Here is a 14,403-nt window from a genome sequence, read left to right as displayed (position 1 = left end):
TGAATAGTAACGGATGGGAAGCAAGGAACAATGGCAATCGGATATTGAGCAGTGGGTGGACAGCGGGCAGCTGCGGCAGGCGACCTTTAGCCAATTGCGCCGCAAGGACGGCCAAGTGCCGGCTAAGACGGTTATTCGTCCGATTGAACTCAAGGGAACGCTGCATTATCAATTTCAATATTATATCGACAATAAAGTAACGCATGAGAATGTGCCGCAAGCGGATGCGGCCGATCGAATTACAGCTTGGCTGGAGCAGCATTATCGGCAGGCGTTGTTCAAGACGAATGACGCAGATGTACAGGTTCTGTTCTCGAAGAAAGGTAAAGCAGCGATTGTCTCGAAACCAGCTACGGCTAAAGCAGATTCAGAATCGCTATCACATAATAGGCAGAAGCAGCGTGTCGTTCAAGAGGGCGAAGCAGCTCCGTTCATGGTTGAGCTGGGCATTATGACCAAGGATGGTCAAGTGATCGCGAAGAAACAGGATAAGTTTCGTCAGATCAACCGTTTCTTGGAGATGGTTACGGACGTGCTTCCTCATCTGCCGGCTGATCGCGAAATTACGATTGTGGACTTCGGCTGCGGCAAGTCCTATTTGACGTTTGCCCTCTATCATTTGCTTGCCGTGAAGCAGCAGCGAAGCATCTCGGTAGTCGGTCTTGATTTGAAGGCCGATGTCATAGCATTCTGCTCTGAGCTTGCACAGAAGCTCGGTTATGATAAATTGAAATTCCAAGTCGGAGATATTGCGCAGTATAAGGATCAATCCAAGGTGGATATGGTCGTTACGCTGCATGCTTGCGATACGGCGACTGACGCGGCTCTGGTCAAAGCGGTAGAATGGGGAGCTTCCGTCATTCTGTCCGTCCCTTGCTGCCAGCACGAGCTGTTTCGGCAAATCCGGAACGACGCCATGGCGCCTCTTCTGACGCATGGCCTTCTTAAGGAAAGGTTCTCTGCGCTTGCGACAGATGCCTTCCGCACGCAGCTCCTGGAAGTGCTGGGCTATCGCACGCAGCTGCTGGAATTTATCGACCCGGAGCATACGCCCAAAAACATGCTGATCCGAGCAGTCCGTACAGCAGGTGCTGCGGCTGATTCGGCGCGCAAATGGCAGGAGTATGTCGTCTTCCGCGACATGCTGCAAGTGAAACCTTACTTGGAACAGGCGCTTGGCGACCGATTAAAGCAGGCGCACAACTAATATTTGTTGTTCATGTCAATAAAGGTAACAACTTTATTGTCGAATAAATAAACAGTATGGTAGAATATAGTTACTTCTAAGTAGATTGTCCCAATTCTTTGATACGTTTAACAATTTGATTGTGATTTGGGTGAAGCGAATGGGACTAATGACAGGGCTGGACTTGAGCCTATTTCTTTTTTTGTTCACCATTTTCATCTATGTATTTGCATTTAATGTGATCACAACGCAGCATAAGGTCTATCTATTATTTCACTTCTTCATGATGATTTGGCCACTCGGTCAAGTCGGCATCCACACAACGGATCAACCACACCTCCAGATTATATACATTAATATTTCCTTTGTTGGTTTATCGATGCTTGGCTTCGGGTGGCTTCTATTTACGAAATTTCTGGTAAACGTCAACTACCGGCCGAGTCGCACAACGCTCGTATACATGCTGCTGCCATCCGTTCTTATCTCGATCGGCGTGTTATGGAATCCGTGGGATGCCTTCGCTACCACGGTGGATAATACGTATGATGAGAGGGTCTATGGGCCTATCTTCTGGATCATGGTAGGTGTGTTAATTTCGTATTACGTGTATACGGTACGGATCTTGCTGAAGGCGTACCGTTCACGCAAGCTGTCACAGGATCGAGTACGAATCGCCAACGCACTCACGGGCATATTTATTATGATGGCGTTTCCATTAATGGATTTAGTAGTTAACGTCATTCTTGATCCTTGGCTGCCGGTTATTCCCGGCCTTACGTCGCTTGGCATCGTGTTGTCTGATTTGTATTTCGTATTCTCCTTGAAGAAGCATCGTTCGCTCGACTTGGTTAAGATCGCGCAGCAGGATGTGATGGATACGTTGTCTGTAGGCATTATCGTGCTGGATGAGCATGACAATGTCATTGAGATGAACCGGATTGTCAGCCCGCGTCTTCAAATTGTTATCGGCGAAACGCTCCATATGGAGGAACTGCTCACTTGGTGCAATATTGACAAAGTGAATGAAGAAGAGTTTCTGCACGCGTATAGGACGGACCCTTCTCAGCGAATCCAGACCGAAATCATGATTGAACAGGATGACTCGCACAAGCAGTACTTCTCCCTGCATGTCGGGCCGATCATTGTTAATAAAGGCAGGATCGGCAAGGTCATCACGTTTCAAGAAATTTCCGAGCTTAAGTCGCTTATCTTCAAGTCGCAGGAGCAGTATGCTTCGATGCAAGAGCGCAACCGTGCACTCATCTTTATGCAGGACGAGCTGTTTCAAGCGAATCGTAAGCTGGAACAGATGGCGATTACAGACAGTCTGACAGGCTGCTTTAACCGTAGATTTCTGATGCAGCAGTTAGAGCATGAGGTACTGACGAATGTTCGTTACAAGATTCCGTTTGCGCTCCTATTGTTTGATATCGATTTGTTCAAGCTCGTAAACGATACTTACGGTCATGTGATCGGTGACGAAGTCATTCGGAGAACGGCCGATGCCGTTCGTGGCGCATTAAGAAGAACAGATATATTGGCACGCTATGGCGGGGAAGAGTTTACGGTCTATTTGCCTCATACGAATAAAGAACAAGCAGACATGCTCGCTCAGCGTATTCGTGAGGTTGTTCAGAACAACGAGATTGCCATAGGTCGCGGGCGCTCGCCGGTATCTGTAACAATCAGCATGGGAATGCTTGTGGTGGAAGAACAGTCCGAGCTTCAGATTGAGGACGTCAAAGGTTATATTAGAGACTTGTTCTCGAAGGTGGATTCCGCATTGTATAGAGCCAAAGACAATGGTCGTAATCGGGTAGTGAATTTATAAGGAGGACTGCGAATGTCGCGTAACGGACGTCTTACAGCGTGTGTGGCATCATGTGGAACAACACTAGCTGCAGCGAGTTTATGCCTACTTGCAAGTAAGACACCTACGCCTCTCGCTGTTCTAATCGGTACCGCTGCATTTGCAGCGGCAGCCCTGCCTATTGGCTATTTCTTAGGACTCAAATACGATCGATTGAAGGAAGCTTCTATTCTAGACAGTTTAACAGGATTGTATAATCGCAGGTTCATCGAGGCTAATTTCAAGAAGCTGGCGACTAAAGCAAAGCGTAATCGGAAGAAAATGACGGTCATGCTGCTCGATGTCAATGATTTCAAAGAAGTCAACGACCGTATGGGCCATAACCAAGGGGATACCGCGCTTGCGTTGATTGCAAGAACACTTACGGAATGCGCAACCTACGGTGAAATTATCGGCCGCTGGGGCGGCGATGAATTCATCCTTATTTGTCCCTATGCAGATGACAAAGGAATAGATCGAATCGTAAAGCTCATTCACGAACAGCTCTTTAGCATTTCATTGCGAACCGGATTACGATTGTCAGTTTCGGTTGGACATGCTTCGTTTCCGGAACACGGTATGGAGATTGGCCAGCTGCTGCAAACTGCGGACAAACGAATGTACGCAGAGAAATATGTCCGTAAAGCGCAGTTGACCGAACCGACAGCTTTACAAGCTTAATCCGGGAGCAAGCGGTAAAGGCGGGAATAAACACCGATGAGAAAAGTTCACATCAACTCCGTTCAGCCGGGAGAAAAGTTAGCTCGCCCTATTTTGCAGGAGAATGGGAACATATTGCTTGGCGCCGGTGTGGAGTTAAATCAACGATTTATCGACAGATTGGTTGGTTTAGGCATCGACATGCTTTTCATTGATGATCCCCTGACAGAGGGTTTGGAGCCAACTACGGCTATTCAAGACAGCACGCACAAAGCGGCATCGGATACGATTTACAAGACGATGAATACGCTTATGGATCAACAAGTTACGAAAGGGCGAACGATTGCCCCTGAGCTTGGCCGCACCTTCCGTAAGGTATTCGGCGACATTATGCAGGATCTCATTAGACGTGAAGATGTTATGGTCAGCTTGACGAACATTCACGTGGCGGACAGCTACTTGTTCCACCATTCCTTGAATGTCACGATACTTGCAGGCATTATGGGGTTAGCCAGAGGGTATAACCGAACGCAGCTCGAAGAGCTTGGCATGGGTGCGATGTTGTTCGATATCGGCATGACACGGCTGCCGAAAGAGATTTTGACGAAGACGACTGTATTGACGCCAAGCGAGCGGGCGCTCATGGAGAAGCATACCGAGGATGGCTTCAACATCATCAGAGCGCAGCATGATATTAGTTTACTCTCGGCACATTGCGCGCTGCAGCATCACGAGCGATATGATGGGACAGGTTATCCGCGCAAGCTTAAGCGGGAGGCTATTCATGAATACGCTCAAATCGTGGCGATCGCAGATGTATACGATGCGCTTACTTCTCCAAGGCCGCATCGCAAACGCTATACGCCATCGGAAGCGATCGAGTTTCTGTTCGCTGCTGGAAACACCTATTTTGATTTAGAATTGATCAAAATTTTCTGTAAGCATATATCCATTTATCCGGTTGCAACAACGGTACTGCTCAGTTCGGGGCAAATTGCCGTCGTTGCTTTGAACGACCCGCTCGCGGTTCATCGTCCAACGGTTCGGATCATCCGAGAGCCTGACGGAACAGCGCCTGCTACAGCTTATCAGATCGACCTCAAAGACCAACATAAACTAATGATCGTGAAAGAACTGTAGGTAGGTTAGCATTCTGCTGACAACTGCATATCATCGATACTGGCAAACTTATCGAAAGGTAAGGACGCAAAGTTAAAGGGTCTAAATGTCCGCTCTTCATTATGTAAGCGAACAAATGACAGCCTGACTGCCGAAATGAACACCCGAGATATCTCGCGGTTCCGGAAGCGGCTCCAGTATTACATGAGGAAGCGCTTTTTCTGTTTTATAGCGCCGTACTGTCGTTGCGGGAGCGTTTCTTCATATGTGAAGGGGGAAAAGTAAATGTCAGGCTTAAATGAACGAATCGGATCAAGTAAACCTACCTTTACCATGAAAGCACTGCTCCACAGCCGTACGATGGTCGAGAAAGAAGGTTATGTTGCCACAGGGGTGCTTGCCCATGCAGAAGGCGAAATGATGGAAATCGAACTGACGGAATTCAAGAACTTCGAGCTCGGTGAACCGGTTAGTTTAACCGTCTATTCACCGGTCGGCATTCACCGGCTGCAATCGACGATTATTGCGAAGGCGGAAGGTTCTATTGCGGTTATTTTCCCAGCTCGCTCGCTAACGGGACTTGATGAGAAACGGGAATCGCCGCGAATTGATATTGAGGCAAGAGGCACGATATCGCGTACGTATTCGCAAGAGGTTGAAGGCTCCAAAGGGAATAAAATGACGATTGAAGCTACAGACAGCTTCGATATAGAGCTTAGAAATATAAGCGACACCGGTATAGGGTTTTCCTTGATGAGCCCACCGACGCTTGCGCAAGGTGATACTCTCGAAGTGAGCTTATCACTGGGCTTTAAACTGGATTGTAAGGTTGAAATTATCCGTAAGGATAATGGAAATGAATGGAAGTTTTACGGAGCTCGCTTTCAAGAGTTAGATGAGCAGCAGCAGCGGGCGCTTCGAGCTTATTTGCTGCGTATGCAAATTGAAGCCTATTTCAAGCTTAAGCAGGAGAAATTAACGGCTAAGAAGGGCAGATAAACGCGATTTCAGCGTTGCATATATAAGAAGGCGTTTGAACGGATGATGGTGATCCGGCAGCGTCTTCTTTTTTATAGTCGGACCGTCAATTATGGTACAATTGGAAAAATAACGTAAATCAGATGGGGTTTGAGCAAAAGGGGAAGTGGTTATGCGAAGTGGACTGGCTGCGCTAGCCGTGGCAATTATACTGGCTTGTTCGGCTTATCGCAACGGGATGTTCTTTGATACGATCTTTTATCGGTGGGAATGGATCATCATGGTCGTATGTATACTCGTCATTGGTGCGGGTTCGATTGTTCATTCTCGGAAAGAGGACAGACGGTTCAGCCAGCACGTGCCTTTATCAATCTACGGCCTGCTTGCGATGGCGATGTTATACGGGATTGCCCTGTTTCATCGACCGGCATCCACGCTTGGCAGCCTCGAGGAGGCATTGCGATGGATGGCCAATGCGGCTTTTGCCATTACATTGTACAGCTGGTTCTGTACCAGCTCCGACACGGCTGTGCGGCAGCAGCGTTTGAGATGGCTTTCTGCAGCGATTCAAAGTTCAGGCGCTTTCGTAATCGCTGGTGCGATTGCGGGTTGGATGGGATGGATCACGTTCCCTGAGATCATCATGACTACCGGTGATGTAAGGCTGTCCGCTGTTGGAGCGCGCTTGTCCGGGTTCATGCAATATCCAAATTTCCTAGGCGCTGTTGCAGGAGCGTATCTCCTGTTCTACTTGCTCTTGCTAATTCGATCTAGGGCTGCTGCATTATCGTTCATAGGGGCTGCGGCAGCGGTAGTGCCGGCTGTCCTGGCACTGCTCCTGACCGAATCAAGGGGAGCGTGGCTTGTAACCGCGTTTGTATGGTTCGGCGGACTTCTGATGCTTCGAGGTAAAGAGCGCATAGCATGGCTTATCTATAGCGGCTGGGCTTTGATTGGCGGAGGGGCTGCGTATCGGGCTGTCGTTCAAGCAGGTTTGCGAAGCGGTAATGCAAGTACAGCTGCGGGCGTGGATGCCCAGTTTGCGCTGCATGGTGCGACTTCACAAGAAACCGTGCTATTGCTGATTATCTGCGTGGCTGCGCTTGCCGGATTTATAGGTTTGCAGTGGACGCTGGCAAGAGGAAGAGAGCAGCTGCTTAGCCGGATCGCATGGGGATGCTGGCTTGTAGGTTTACTTGGCATGATCATGCTGCTTCCGGCGGTCATTCAAGGACGGTTGAGCGGCGGGTACCAGACGGCCGGCGCACGGGGGTTATTCTATCAGGATGCGTGGCTGCTCATGAAAGAAGCACTGTTCTTCGGACGAGGCGGCGATACGTGGCGCATGCTGTTTACACAAGTACAGACAGCCCCTTATGTAGGAAATGAAGTACATAGCGGTTACATCGAAATTGCGCTCGATCTTGGCATTGTCGGGCTGTTGGTTTGTGCCATGGTCCTGTTCTTCCTGCTGCGGCAAGTGTGGCAATCGAATCGGATCGGCCTGCTGCCTATTAGTGTGCTGCTACTGCATGCGGCAGTGGATTTCGATATGTCCTTCGGGTATTATTGGCTCTTGCTGCTCAGCTTGGTAGTCTACTACTCCGGTGAGAGCATGGCGGAAGGAAGGCGCGCCATGCTTGCGGCGCCGCTGCTGCGATCGCTGCGGACCGCGCTGCTTGTCGCGGCCGCGGTAGGTCTAACCGCCGCTGCTGTGCTCAGCGTTCGGTTCGACCGTGCCGTGCAGTACCGCGAGGCGGCTGTGTCAGCCGCTCGCAGTGCTGCTGCGCAAACAGCCGCGCTTCGCGCGGCGCTCGAGTTGAATCCGTATTGGACGCGGATTCGACTCGAGCTTGCAGCTTTGGCACCGCCGCCGGAACGGGCGGTGCTGCTGGCGGCCGGACTGCGTTATGAGCCGCAGTCCGTGCCGCTCTTGTGGGCGCTCGGCGCAGCTGCAGCCGAGCAGAGCGATGTGCACGGCGCGGCGGCGTATTGGCGCCTCGCCTTGCACTATGATCGTTACGACCGCGAGAAGCAGACGGACGCGGTCGTCACGATGGCGCAGCTCGCGGATGGCATGCGAGCTGCTTCGCGCCTCGCGGATGCAAGGCTGGCCGCGCAGACGGCCGTTACCTTCTTCGAAGCGTATGAGGCGCAGAAGAACAACCCCGGCGTGAACGGCCGCAAGTTTGCCGTCACGGCAGCGTCCCAGGCAGCGGCGGATCAAAGCCGCCTGCTGCTCAAGCAGCTCGGCCCGGCGGCGAGCTAAGCGATCTCTATCGTCTTGCTTATTACTATTTTGCGTCTTGCTTATTACTATTTTGTGTCTTGCTTATTACTATTTTGCGCCTTGCTCATTACTATTTTCCATCTTGCTCCTTACTAATCTTCATCGTGCACAATCCCATATGTAGAAAGGAACATAGAATATGAATACAGCCGAATTTCAACAGTATGTAAAAGAATGGAGCGCGCTCCAAGGGTTCGACCAGAGCTCCATCGAGCAGAGGATGTTGTATTTAATGACCGAAGTCGGCGAGCTGGCTAAAGAAGTGCTGTCCGTCTCCTTCCATCCGGATGCGGAACGTAAAGCGAACCTGGGCCACGAGATGTATGATGTGGTTTGGAATATCTTCGATTTGGCGAATATGCTGGGTATCGATATGGAGCAAGCCTTCAAGGAGAAGATGCAGATTAATAACACGCGCACGTGGGCTTAATCTACAAAACAGGCTCATCACCCGTGAGGATTGTCCACTCTTCCTCGTCAGGCTCGGCATAAGCTGTAAGCAACCCCCGAAAGGAGTGATGCTTATGGCAATATCACGCGTAAGACCGAAATATAATATGCCAAGCTCCGGCAAAGTCATCCGCACATCTGTGCCCAAAACGTTAAATGAAACCACGTTGACAGGACCTACGTTCAGTCGACTCTCTGTTGTTTGGGTCGCTCAGAACGGCGTTCCTTTCCTTACAACCGGCTTCTTCGCTCGTTTGTTCCGGAACAACCAAGTCGTCGCCACTGCTTTCTTCGACTCGTTCGGCGTTGTTCGCTTTAACAACATCACCACATTAACGAACGTGACTTATACGATCCGCACCTTTAATTCGAACGGTGTTCTGTTTCGTACACGTACCATTCCTTCCGGTGTTCAAACCTATGCCATCATTGGCTAAGCCGGATTTATCCATCCAACCTGCCTGCAAAACTCTCATTAACGACAACAGCAGCACGGCTCTTCAGAGAGAGCTGTGCTGCTGTTTTATGTTTCAGGGCTTGCCCCCATCATCCTCCGAAGGCATCGCGGAATGCCTTACATAGCTTAGGCTGTTCCACTTCCCATAACGCGGCGATATCGGCGCTGACATTCTCGTCAAACCAATCGGACAGCAGCTTTCGGTTGCTGGCATGCTCATGAATCCACTGCGAATGGAGAAAAACCTTTTGGACATAGAGCTTCTCGGCGAGCTCCATCTTGTCCTTGGGGATGTACACGCCAAGCCGTTTCACGGTGCGGTAAAGCTCGTTCTCGCAAGCGCGTCTGATTTTGCGTGCAGAAGGGTACTCCGAGGTGTGCTTTTGGGTGGAAGGTTTCATCGTAACCGACTCCTCTCTACCCCCTATATATGCACAAATGCACATCCTGGTCACAGTCCAGAAAGTCCGTTTCTGCCCGCAGCCAGCGGCATTTTCCCCAGTCCTACTGCACCACAATATACCCCACCATTGGCCCGCCGTTCGTTAGCGATGTATGTGTCAGACATATAATCGGATAGGTCCCGCGCTGATCGGCCGTGAAATGAACCACCGTCGTTTGCCCCTTATTCACTTCTCCTTTAACGCCAAGCTCCTGGATGACAAAAGGATGCGATTTCCCGTTAATGCCCGTAATGCGCAGCTCGACATGCTCGCCTTTATTCACGACGAGGGTGCCGGGATCGAATCGGTACACCTCCAGCTCCTTACCGTCATCTGTTTTGGTTTTGAACTCTCCGGTTACAAGCTGATAGACGCGCGACTTCTGCTGCAAGGCGCTTGCCGTTCTGGAATGGTTCCATCTTAGACTCGCGGCTGCAATGACGATGATGAGAACCAATAGGGTGAATAACCAGAGCTGTTTTCTGCTGACTACAAAAATATTCGACATGTTCGCTCACCCGGCTTTCCTACAAAAGGTACAGCTAGTCTATGCGAAAGCTCGGCCATGAATGCCTGCGGTGGAGGCGAGGTAGGGAAGTATGCTAGAATACTGGAAGAGAAGCTTCGATTCCGGCTGGAATTCGATAAGCCTCAATATAGGGAATGATAGGAGTTGACAGAGTGGCCTGGTTTCATGAAATAGTTGATTCATTGCTGCAATGGATTGAGAGTTTGGGGTATTTTGGAATTCTCATCGGCCTCATGATCGAAGTTATCCCGAGTGAAATTGTTCTGGGCTATGCAGGTTACTTGGTGCACGAAGGAAAGATTTCTTTTCTCGGTGCGGTCATATTCGGTACTATAGGCGCGGTAGCACAGCAATGGATCCTCTATGCAATCGGACGCTATGCGGGCCGACCATTCTTCGAGAAGTACGGCAAATTTATCAAAATCAAACCGAAGCATATCGACATCGCCGAACAGTGGTTTCTTCGTTATGGGTCAGGCATCGTATTTACGGCACGTTTTGTTCCGGTTATGCGTCAGGTAATTTCCATTCCTGCGGGGATGGCGCGGATGTCCTTCATGAGGTTTACGGTGCTCACTGCATTGGCTTCCATTCCATGGGCCATTCTCTTCGTGTACTTGGGCCGCTCGCTAGGGGCGAATTGGCACAATATCGATGAGAAAGCGGCACCGTACGTACAGCCAGCGATCCTCATTGCGCTTGCTCTGCTGATCGTGTATGTACTGTTTAAAGTGATGAAACGTAAAGGCAAGTCTATTTAGGACGAGTCGGATCGTGGTTTGTGCGCAGGCAGAAACATTTGATACAATATAGTTTAGGAATTAGATTCCAAGAGGAGGCATTTTCTCATGGCCAAGAATGTAGCAAGCAAGTTAAATAAAGGCATTAGTCCTCAGCAATTTCTAGACTCCATGACCAAGAATAAAGAAGCGTTTCAGGATTGGGGAACCCGCTTTGAATGGGCGAGCGAGGATGATCGCGAGTTCTTCGAATCGATCAACAACCGCGACGATCTGCGCTGCTTGATCCTAATGGCTGAGTGGTGCGGCGATGTTGTTCGCAATGTACCGGTTATTTTCAAAGCGATGGAACTGACAGGCATGCCGATAGACGTCCTCGTTATGGAAGAGCATTTGGAAACAATGGATGAGTTTCTGACCATGGGCGGACGCGGAATTCCGATCGTCATTCTTGCAGACACCGGCGGCCATGTGCTTGGCCAATGGGGCCCTCGTTCTGCCTATGTGCAGGAGCCGATGACAGCTTTCAAACTGGCGAACCCGGACCGTGAAGCTGCCGATTACCAAGCGAACATCGCCCTCGCGCGTCAAGAAGTGGGCCGCCGATATGGTGAAGGTACGGCGTATCAGCAAGACATCATTAAAGAGCTGCGCACGCTGCTAGCTTCGGTCTAATATGTTCAAGATTGAGACATTTACACTGGGTCCTCTGCAAACGAACTGTTACCTTCTCACCGAGGAAACCGGTAAGCGCGCTTTCGTCATTGATCCCGGCATGGGACCAAAGCGACTCATAGAGCGAATCCGCGAGCGCGGGCTTATTATTGAAGCAATTGTCCTGACGCATGCGCATTTTGACCATATGGCAGGTGTTGACGAGCTGCGCCGTGCATTCAGCTGCCCGGTTTATCTCCATGATGCCGAAGCCGATTGGCTGACGGATGCCAAGAAGAATGGCTCTGCCCGCTGGGCGGATGTGACGGAGCCCCTCACCACGGAGCCTGCTGAATTTGGGCTGTCCGAAGGGCAGAAGCTGGTGCTGATCGGACATGCCTTCAGCATCCTGCACACGCCGGGACATTCTCCGGGCAGTGTCAGCCTGCTGTGCGGCGAGCATCTGATTAGCGGCGATGTTCTCTTCAAGCAGTCCGTCGGTCGCAGCGACTTGCCGGGCGGTAAGGAACGCGATTTGTACGATTCTATTCGTTTGAAATTATACAAGCTGGACCCTGCAGTTCGGGTATATCCGGGACATGGTCCGCAGACGACAATTGGTTATGAAATGGCAAACAACCCTTTTGTGCCGGCTTAACAGCTGGCCTTAAGGGTTCTATTCCGTTACTTGATGGAGGAATTGAAGCGTGGCTGAAACGAAACAGAAGTTGAAGGATGAAGAACTTGAGGGAGGCACCACTGGTAAGATTGATTTGTCCCCTGAAGAGAAAGCAGCCGAACAGGAGCGTATCGTCAAACGTGTCTCCGCGGAGCTGAACTTGCCGCTTGGTAAGGTGAAATCAGCGGTATCGCTGCTTGATGAGGGCAATACGATTCCATTTATTGCGAGATATCGCAAGGAAATGACAGGCGAGCTGGATGAGAATGAGCTGCGTGGCATCGAAGAGAAGCTTCAATACATGCGTAACCTGGAGAGCCGCAAGCGTGAAGTCATTCGACTGATCGAGGAGCAGGGCAAGCTGACGGAAGAGCTTCGGGGCTCCATTATTGCTTCAGTGAAGCTGCAGGAGATCGAAGATCTGTACCGCCCCTACCGCCAGAAGAGAAAAACCCGTGCGAGCGTAGCGAAGGAGCGCGGCTTGGAGCCGCTGGCGCAGTGGCTGCTGTCACAGCCGCGTCAAGCGGATCCTGCACGCGAGGCTGCACGTTACATAGACGAAGGAAAAGGCGTTCCAACAGCCGAAGACGCGCTTCAAGGCGCAATGGACATCATTGCCGAGCAGTTTGCTGATGATGCGAAGATTCGCACATGGGTGCGCCGTTATACGTTCGATCAAGGTATCATGCGCACCGAAGCAAAGGATGCCAAGCAGGAGACGGTGTACGAGATGTATTATGCGTATCAAGAGCCGCTGAAGAAGCTGCCGCCGCATCGTACGCTTGCCATCAACCGCGCAGAACGTGAAGAAGTGCTTCGGGTTACCTTAGATCTACAGTCGGATAAAATTCATGACTATATCGATCGCCAAACGATTCGTCCGCAGACAGCGCCATCTATCCGTACGATCCTGCTGCAAACGATAGAGGATGCCTATAAGCGATTAATCGCTCCTTCCATCGAGCGTGAAGTGCGCGGCGAATTGACGGAGAAAGCGGAAGAGCATGCCATCAGCATCTTCTCGACAAACCTACGCAATCTGCTGCTTCAACCGCCGGTTCGCGGCAATGTCGTGCTTGGCGTTGACCCGGCCTTCCGGACAGGCTGTAAGCTCGCTGTCATTGATGAAACGGGCAAGCTGCTTGAAGTCGCGGTATCCTATCCGACGGCGCCTCACAATAAAGTAGTCGAGGCTGAGAAGCTTATTGGCGGGCTAATCGACCAATATAATGTCGAGCTAATTGTAATCGGCAATGGTACGGCTTCACGGGAAACGGAGCAATTCATTGCGGAGCTCATAGGCAAACGCAAGAAAGCGAAGCTCCCCGGAGCAGATGCACTTAAATATATTATCGTCAATGAAGCAGGAGCGAGTGTCTACTCGGCGTCCAAGCTAGCTGCAGAGGAATTCCCGAAGCTGGATGTTGCCGAGCGTAGCGCGGTTTCGATTGCGCGTCGTTTGCAGGATCCGCTGGCTGAGCTTGTGAAGATCGAGCCCAAAGCGATCGGTGTTGGCCAGTACCAGCATGATGTCAGCCAGAAGCGGTTGGAAGAGACGCTTGGCGGCGTCGTGGAGTCTGCGGTTAACCACGTCGGCGTTGATGTGAATACGGCATCTCCATCGCTGCTATCCTACGTAGCTGGGATCAATGCGACAACGGCGAAGAACATCGTGAAGTACCGCGAAGAGAAAGGTAAGTTCAGCGATCGCAAGACACTGCAGAGCGTGCCAAGACTCGGGGCCAAAACCTACGAGCAGTGTATCGGCTTTATTCGAATTCCGGAGAGCCCCAACCCGCTTGATCGTACGCCGATTCATCCGGAATCGTATGCCGTCGTCGATAAGCTTTGTACAACGATAGGCTTGAAGCTGAATCAGTTAGGAACAGAGACGTTTAAAGCGGCCATCTCCGCGATTAACACGGAAGAAGTCGCTCTAACACTTGGCGTTGGCGTTCCGACGCTGAGAGATATCGTGGACAGCTTGCTGCGCCCGGGCAGAGATCCGCGTGAAGAGCTTCCTGCTCCGATTTTCCATACGGATGTGCTTAGCATTGAGGATCTGGCGCCGGGTATGGAGCTTCACGGTACGGTCCGCAATGTTATCGATTTCGGTGCGTTCGTTGATATCGGCATTAAGAATGACGGGCTCGTCCATATTTCGCAGCTGAGCAACAAATTCGTGAAACATCCCATGGATGTTGTCTCCGTCGGGGATACCGTTACGGTCTGGGTGCTTAGCGTCGATCTTAAGAAGGGCAGAGTCAGTCTGACGATGCGCAAACCGGATTAATCAGCACTCCACTTCACGGTACGGCAAAAAGGGTGTTATCTTCGAGCAGTCACGACACAAGCGTCACTGCAAAGAG

Annotated in this window: 14 protein-coding genes and 1 riboswitch; of the genes, 12 read left to right on the top strand and 2 right to left on the bottom strand. The window is 50.8% G+C overall.

The window, feature by feature from the left end:
• Nucleotides 1-13 precede the first annotated feature (13 nt).
• The 8 genes from AC0YN4_RS16360 (at nucleotide 14) to AC0YN4_RS16325 (ending at nucleotide 8,969) form a co-directional block, all read left to right on the top strand.
• Complete coding sequence (locus tag AC0YN4_RS16360; RefSeq protein WP_475836184.1) at nucleotides 14-1,207, top strand: class I SAM-dependent methyltransferase; 1,194 nt, start codon at nucleotides 14-16, stop codon at nucleotides 1,205-1,207.
• Nucleotides 1,208-1,292: 85 nt separating this feature from the next.
• Nucleotides 1,293-3,017, top strand: coding sequence for a histidine kinase N-terminal 7TM domain-containing diguanylate cyclase (locus AC0YN4_RS16355; protein WP_475836183.1), 1,725 nt, complete (start codon nucleotides 1,293-1,295; stop codon nucleotides 3,015-3,017).
• Between the two features lie 12 nt (nucleotides 3,018-3,029).
• Nucleotides 3,030-3,716 carry a GGDEF domain-containing protein gene (locus tag AC0YN4_RS16350; RefSeq protein WP_475782150.1) on the top strand — a complete coding sequence of 229 codons (687 nt, stop codon included), beginning with the start codon at nucleotides 3,030-3,032 and terminating at the stop codon, nucleotides 3,714-3,716.
• A gap of 36 nt (nucleotides 3,717-3,752) precedes the next feature.
• Nucleotides 3,753-4,835, top strand: coding sequence for an HD-GYP domain-containing protein (locus AC0YN4_RS16345; RefSeq protein ID WP_475782149.1), 1,083 nt, complete (start codon nucleotides 3,753-3,755; stop codon nucleotides 4,833-4,835).
• 31 nt (nucleotides 4,836-4,866) lie between these two features.
• Nucleotides 4,867-4,970: riboswitch (cyclic di-GMP riboswitch) on the top strand.
• A 129-nt stretch (nucleotides 4,971-5,099) separates the two neighbouring features.
• The gene (locus AC0YN4_RS16340; protein WP_475782148.1) at nucleotides 5,100-5,813 is read left to right on the top strand and encodes a PilZ domain-containing protein; all 714 of its coding nucleotides are present in this window, start codon (nucleotides 5,100-5,102) and stop codon (nucleotides 5,811-5,813) included.
• A gap of 151 nt (nucleotides 5,814-5,964) precedes the next feature.
• Nucleotides 5,965-8,061 carry an O-antigen ligase family protein gene (locus AC0YN4_RS16335; RefSeq protein ID WP_475836182.1) on the top strand — a complete coding sequence of 699 codons (2,097 nt, stop codon included), beginning with the start codon at nucleotides 5,965-5,967 and terminating at the stop codon, nucleotides 8,059-8,061.
• Between the two features lie 160 nt (nucleotides 8,062-8,221).
• Complete coding sequence (locus AC0YN4_RS16330) at nucleotides 8,222-8,512, top strand: MazG nucleotide pyrophosphohydrolase domain-containing protein (protein ID WP_475836181.1); 291 nt, start codon at nucleotides 8,222-8,224, stop codon at nucleotides 8,510-8,512.
• Between the two features lie 94 nt (nucleotides 8,513-8,606).
• Nucleotides 8,607-8,969 (top strand): hypothetical protein, encoded by a 363-nt coding sequence (locus tag AC0YN4_RS16325; RefSeq protein WP_475782145.1) that lies wholly within the window; start codon nucleotides 8,607-8,609, stop codon nucleotides 8,967-8,969.
• 109 nt (nucleotides 8,970-9,078) lie between these two features.
• Here the strand turns inward: AC0YN4_RS16325 and AC0YN4_RS16320 are convergent, their stop codons facing one another.
• Both AC0YN4_RS16320 and AC0YN4_RS16315 read right to left on the bottom strand, forming a co-directional pair.
• Nucleotides 9,079-9,390 carry a dehydrogenase gene (locus tag AC0YN4_RS16320; protein WP_090984627.1) on the bottom strand — a complete coding sequence of 104 codons (312 nt, stop codon included), beginning with the start codon at nucleotides 9,388-9,390 and terminating at the stop codon, nucleotides 9,079-9,081.
• Nucleotides 9,391-9,493: 103 nt separating this feature from the next.
• Entirely contained in the window at nucleotides 9,494-9,940 is a 447-nt protein-coding gene (locus tag AC0YN4_RS16315) for a cupredoxin domain-containing protein (RefSeq protein ID WP_475782144.1), read from the bottom strand.
• A gap of 173 nt (nucleotides 9,941-10,113) precedes the next feature.
• Between AC0YN4_RS16315 and uptA the strand changes: the two genes are divergently transcribed.
• The 4 genes from uptA to AC0YN4_RS16295 all read left to right on the top strand — a co-directional run bounded on the left by uptA (nucleotide 10,114) and on the right by AC0YN4_RS16295 (nucleotide 14,327).
• Complete coding sequence (uptA, locus tag AC0YN4_RS16310) at nucleotides 10,114-10,722, top strand: undecaprenyl phosphate transporter UptA (protein ID WP_475782143.1); 609 nt, start codon at nucleotides 10,114-10,116, stop codon at nucleotides 10,720-10,722.
• An 87-nt stretch (nucleotides 10,723-10,809) separates the two neighbouring features.
• Nucleotides 10,810-11,376, top strand: a complete 567-nt coding sequence (locus AC0YN4_RS16305; RefSeq protein ID WP_475782142.1) for a thioredoxin family protein — start codon at nucleotides 10,810-10,812, stop codon at nucleotides 11,374-11,376.
• Between the two features lies 1 nt (nucleotide 11,377).
• Nucleotides 11,378-12,013, top strand: a complete 636-nt coding sequence (locus AC0YN4_RS16300; RefSeq protein ID WP_475782141.1) for an MBL fold metallo-hydrolase — start codon at nucleotides 11,378-11,380, stop codon at nucleotides 12,011-12,013.
• Between the two features lie 70 nt (nucleotides 12,014-12,083).
• On the top strand, nucleotides 12,084-14,327 hold the full coding sequence (locus AC0YN4_RS16295; RefSeq protein WP_475782469.1) for a Tex family protein: 2,244 nt from the start codon (nucleotides 12,084-12,086) through the stop codon (nucleotides 14,325-14,327).
• Nucleotides 14,328-14,403 lie beyond the last annotated feature (76 nt).

This window comes from Paenibacillus sp. J22R3 (assembly GCF_056269305.1).
This window is presented reverse-complemented; position numbering and strand designations above follow the sequence as displayed.

Coding starts and splice junctions, on each gene's coding strand:
- AC0YN4_RS16335 (WP_475836182.1), top strand. CDS start 5,965: ATGCGAAGTGGACTGGCTGCGCTAGCCGTGGCAATTATACTGGCTTGT.
- AC0YN4_RS16345 (WP_475782149.1), top strand. CDS start 3,753: ATGAGAAAAGTTCACATCAACTCCGTTCAGCCGGGAGAAAAGTTAGCT.
- AC0YN4_RS16320 (WP_090984627.1), bottom strand. CDS start 9,390: ATGAAACCTTCCACCCAAAAGCACACCTCGGAGTACCCTTCTGCACGC.
- AC0YN4_RS16360 (WP_475836184.1), top strand. CDS start 14: ATGGGAAGCAAGGAACAATGGCAATCGGATATTGAGCAGTGGGTGGAC.
- AC0YN4_RS16305 (WP_475782142.1), top strand. CDS start 10,810: ATGGCCAAGAATGTAGCAAGCAAGTTAAATAAAGGCATTAGTCCTCAG.
- AC0YN4_RS16350 (WP_475782150.1), top strand. CDS start 3,030: ATGTCGCGTAACGGACGTCTTACAGCGTGTGTGGCATCATGTGGAACA.
- AC0YN4_RS16325 (WP_475782145.1), top strand. CDS start 8,607: ATGGCAATATCACGCGTAAGACCGAAATATAATATGCCAAGCTCCGGC.
- AC0YN4_RS16340 (WP_475782148.1), top strand. CDS start 5,100: ATGTCAGGCTTAAATGAACGAATCGGATCAAGTAAACCTACCTTTACC.
- AC0YN4_RS16330 (WP_475836181.1), top strand. CDS start 8,222: ATGAATACAGCCGAATTTCAACAGTATGTAAAAGAATGGAGCGCGCTC.
- AC0YN4_RS16315 (WP_475782144.1), bottom strand. CDS start 9,940: ATGTCGAATATTTTTGTAGTCAGCAGAAAACAGCTCTGGTTATTCACC.
- AC0YN4_RS16300 (WP_475782141.1), top strand. CDS start 11,378: ATGTTCAAGATTGAGACATTTACACTGGGTCCTCTGCAAACGAACTGT.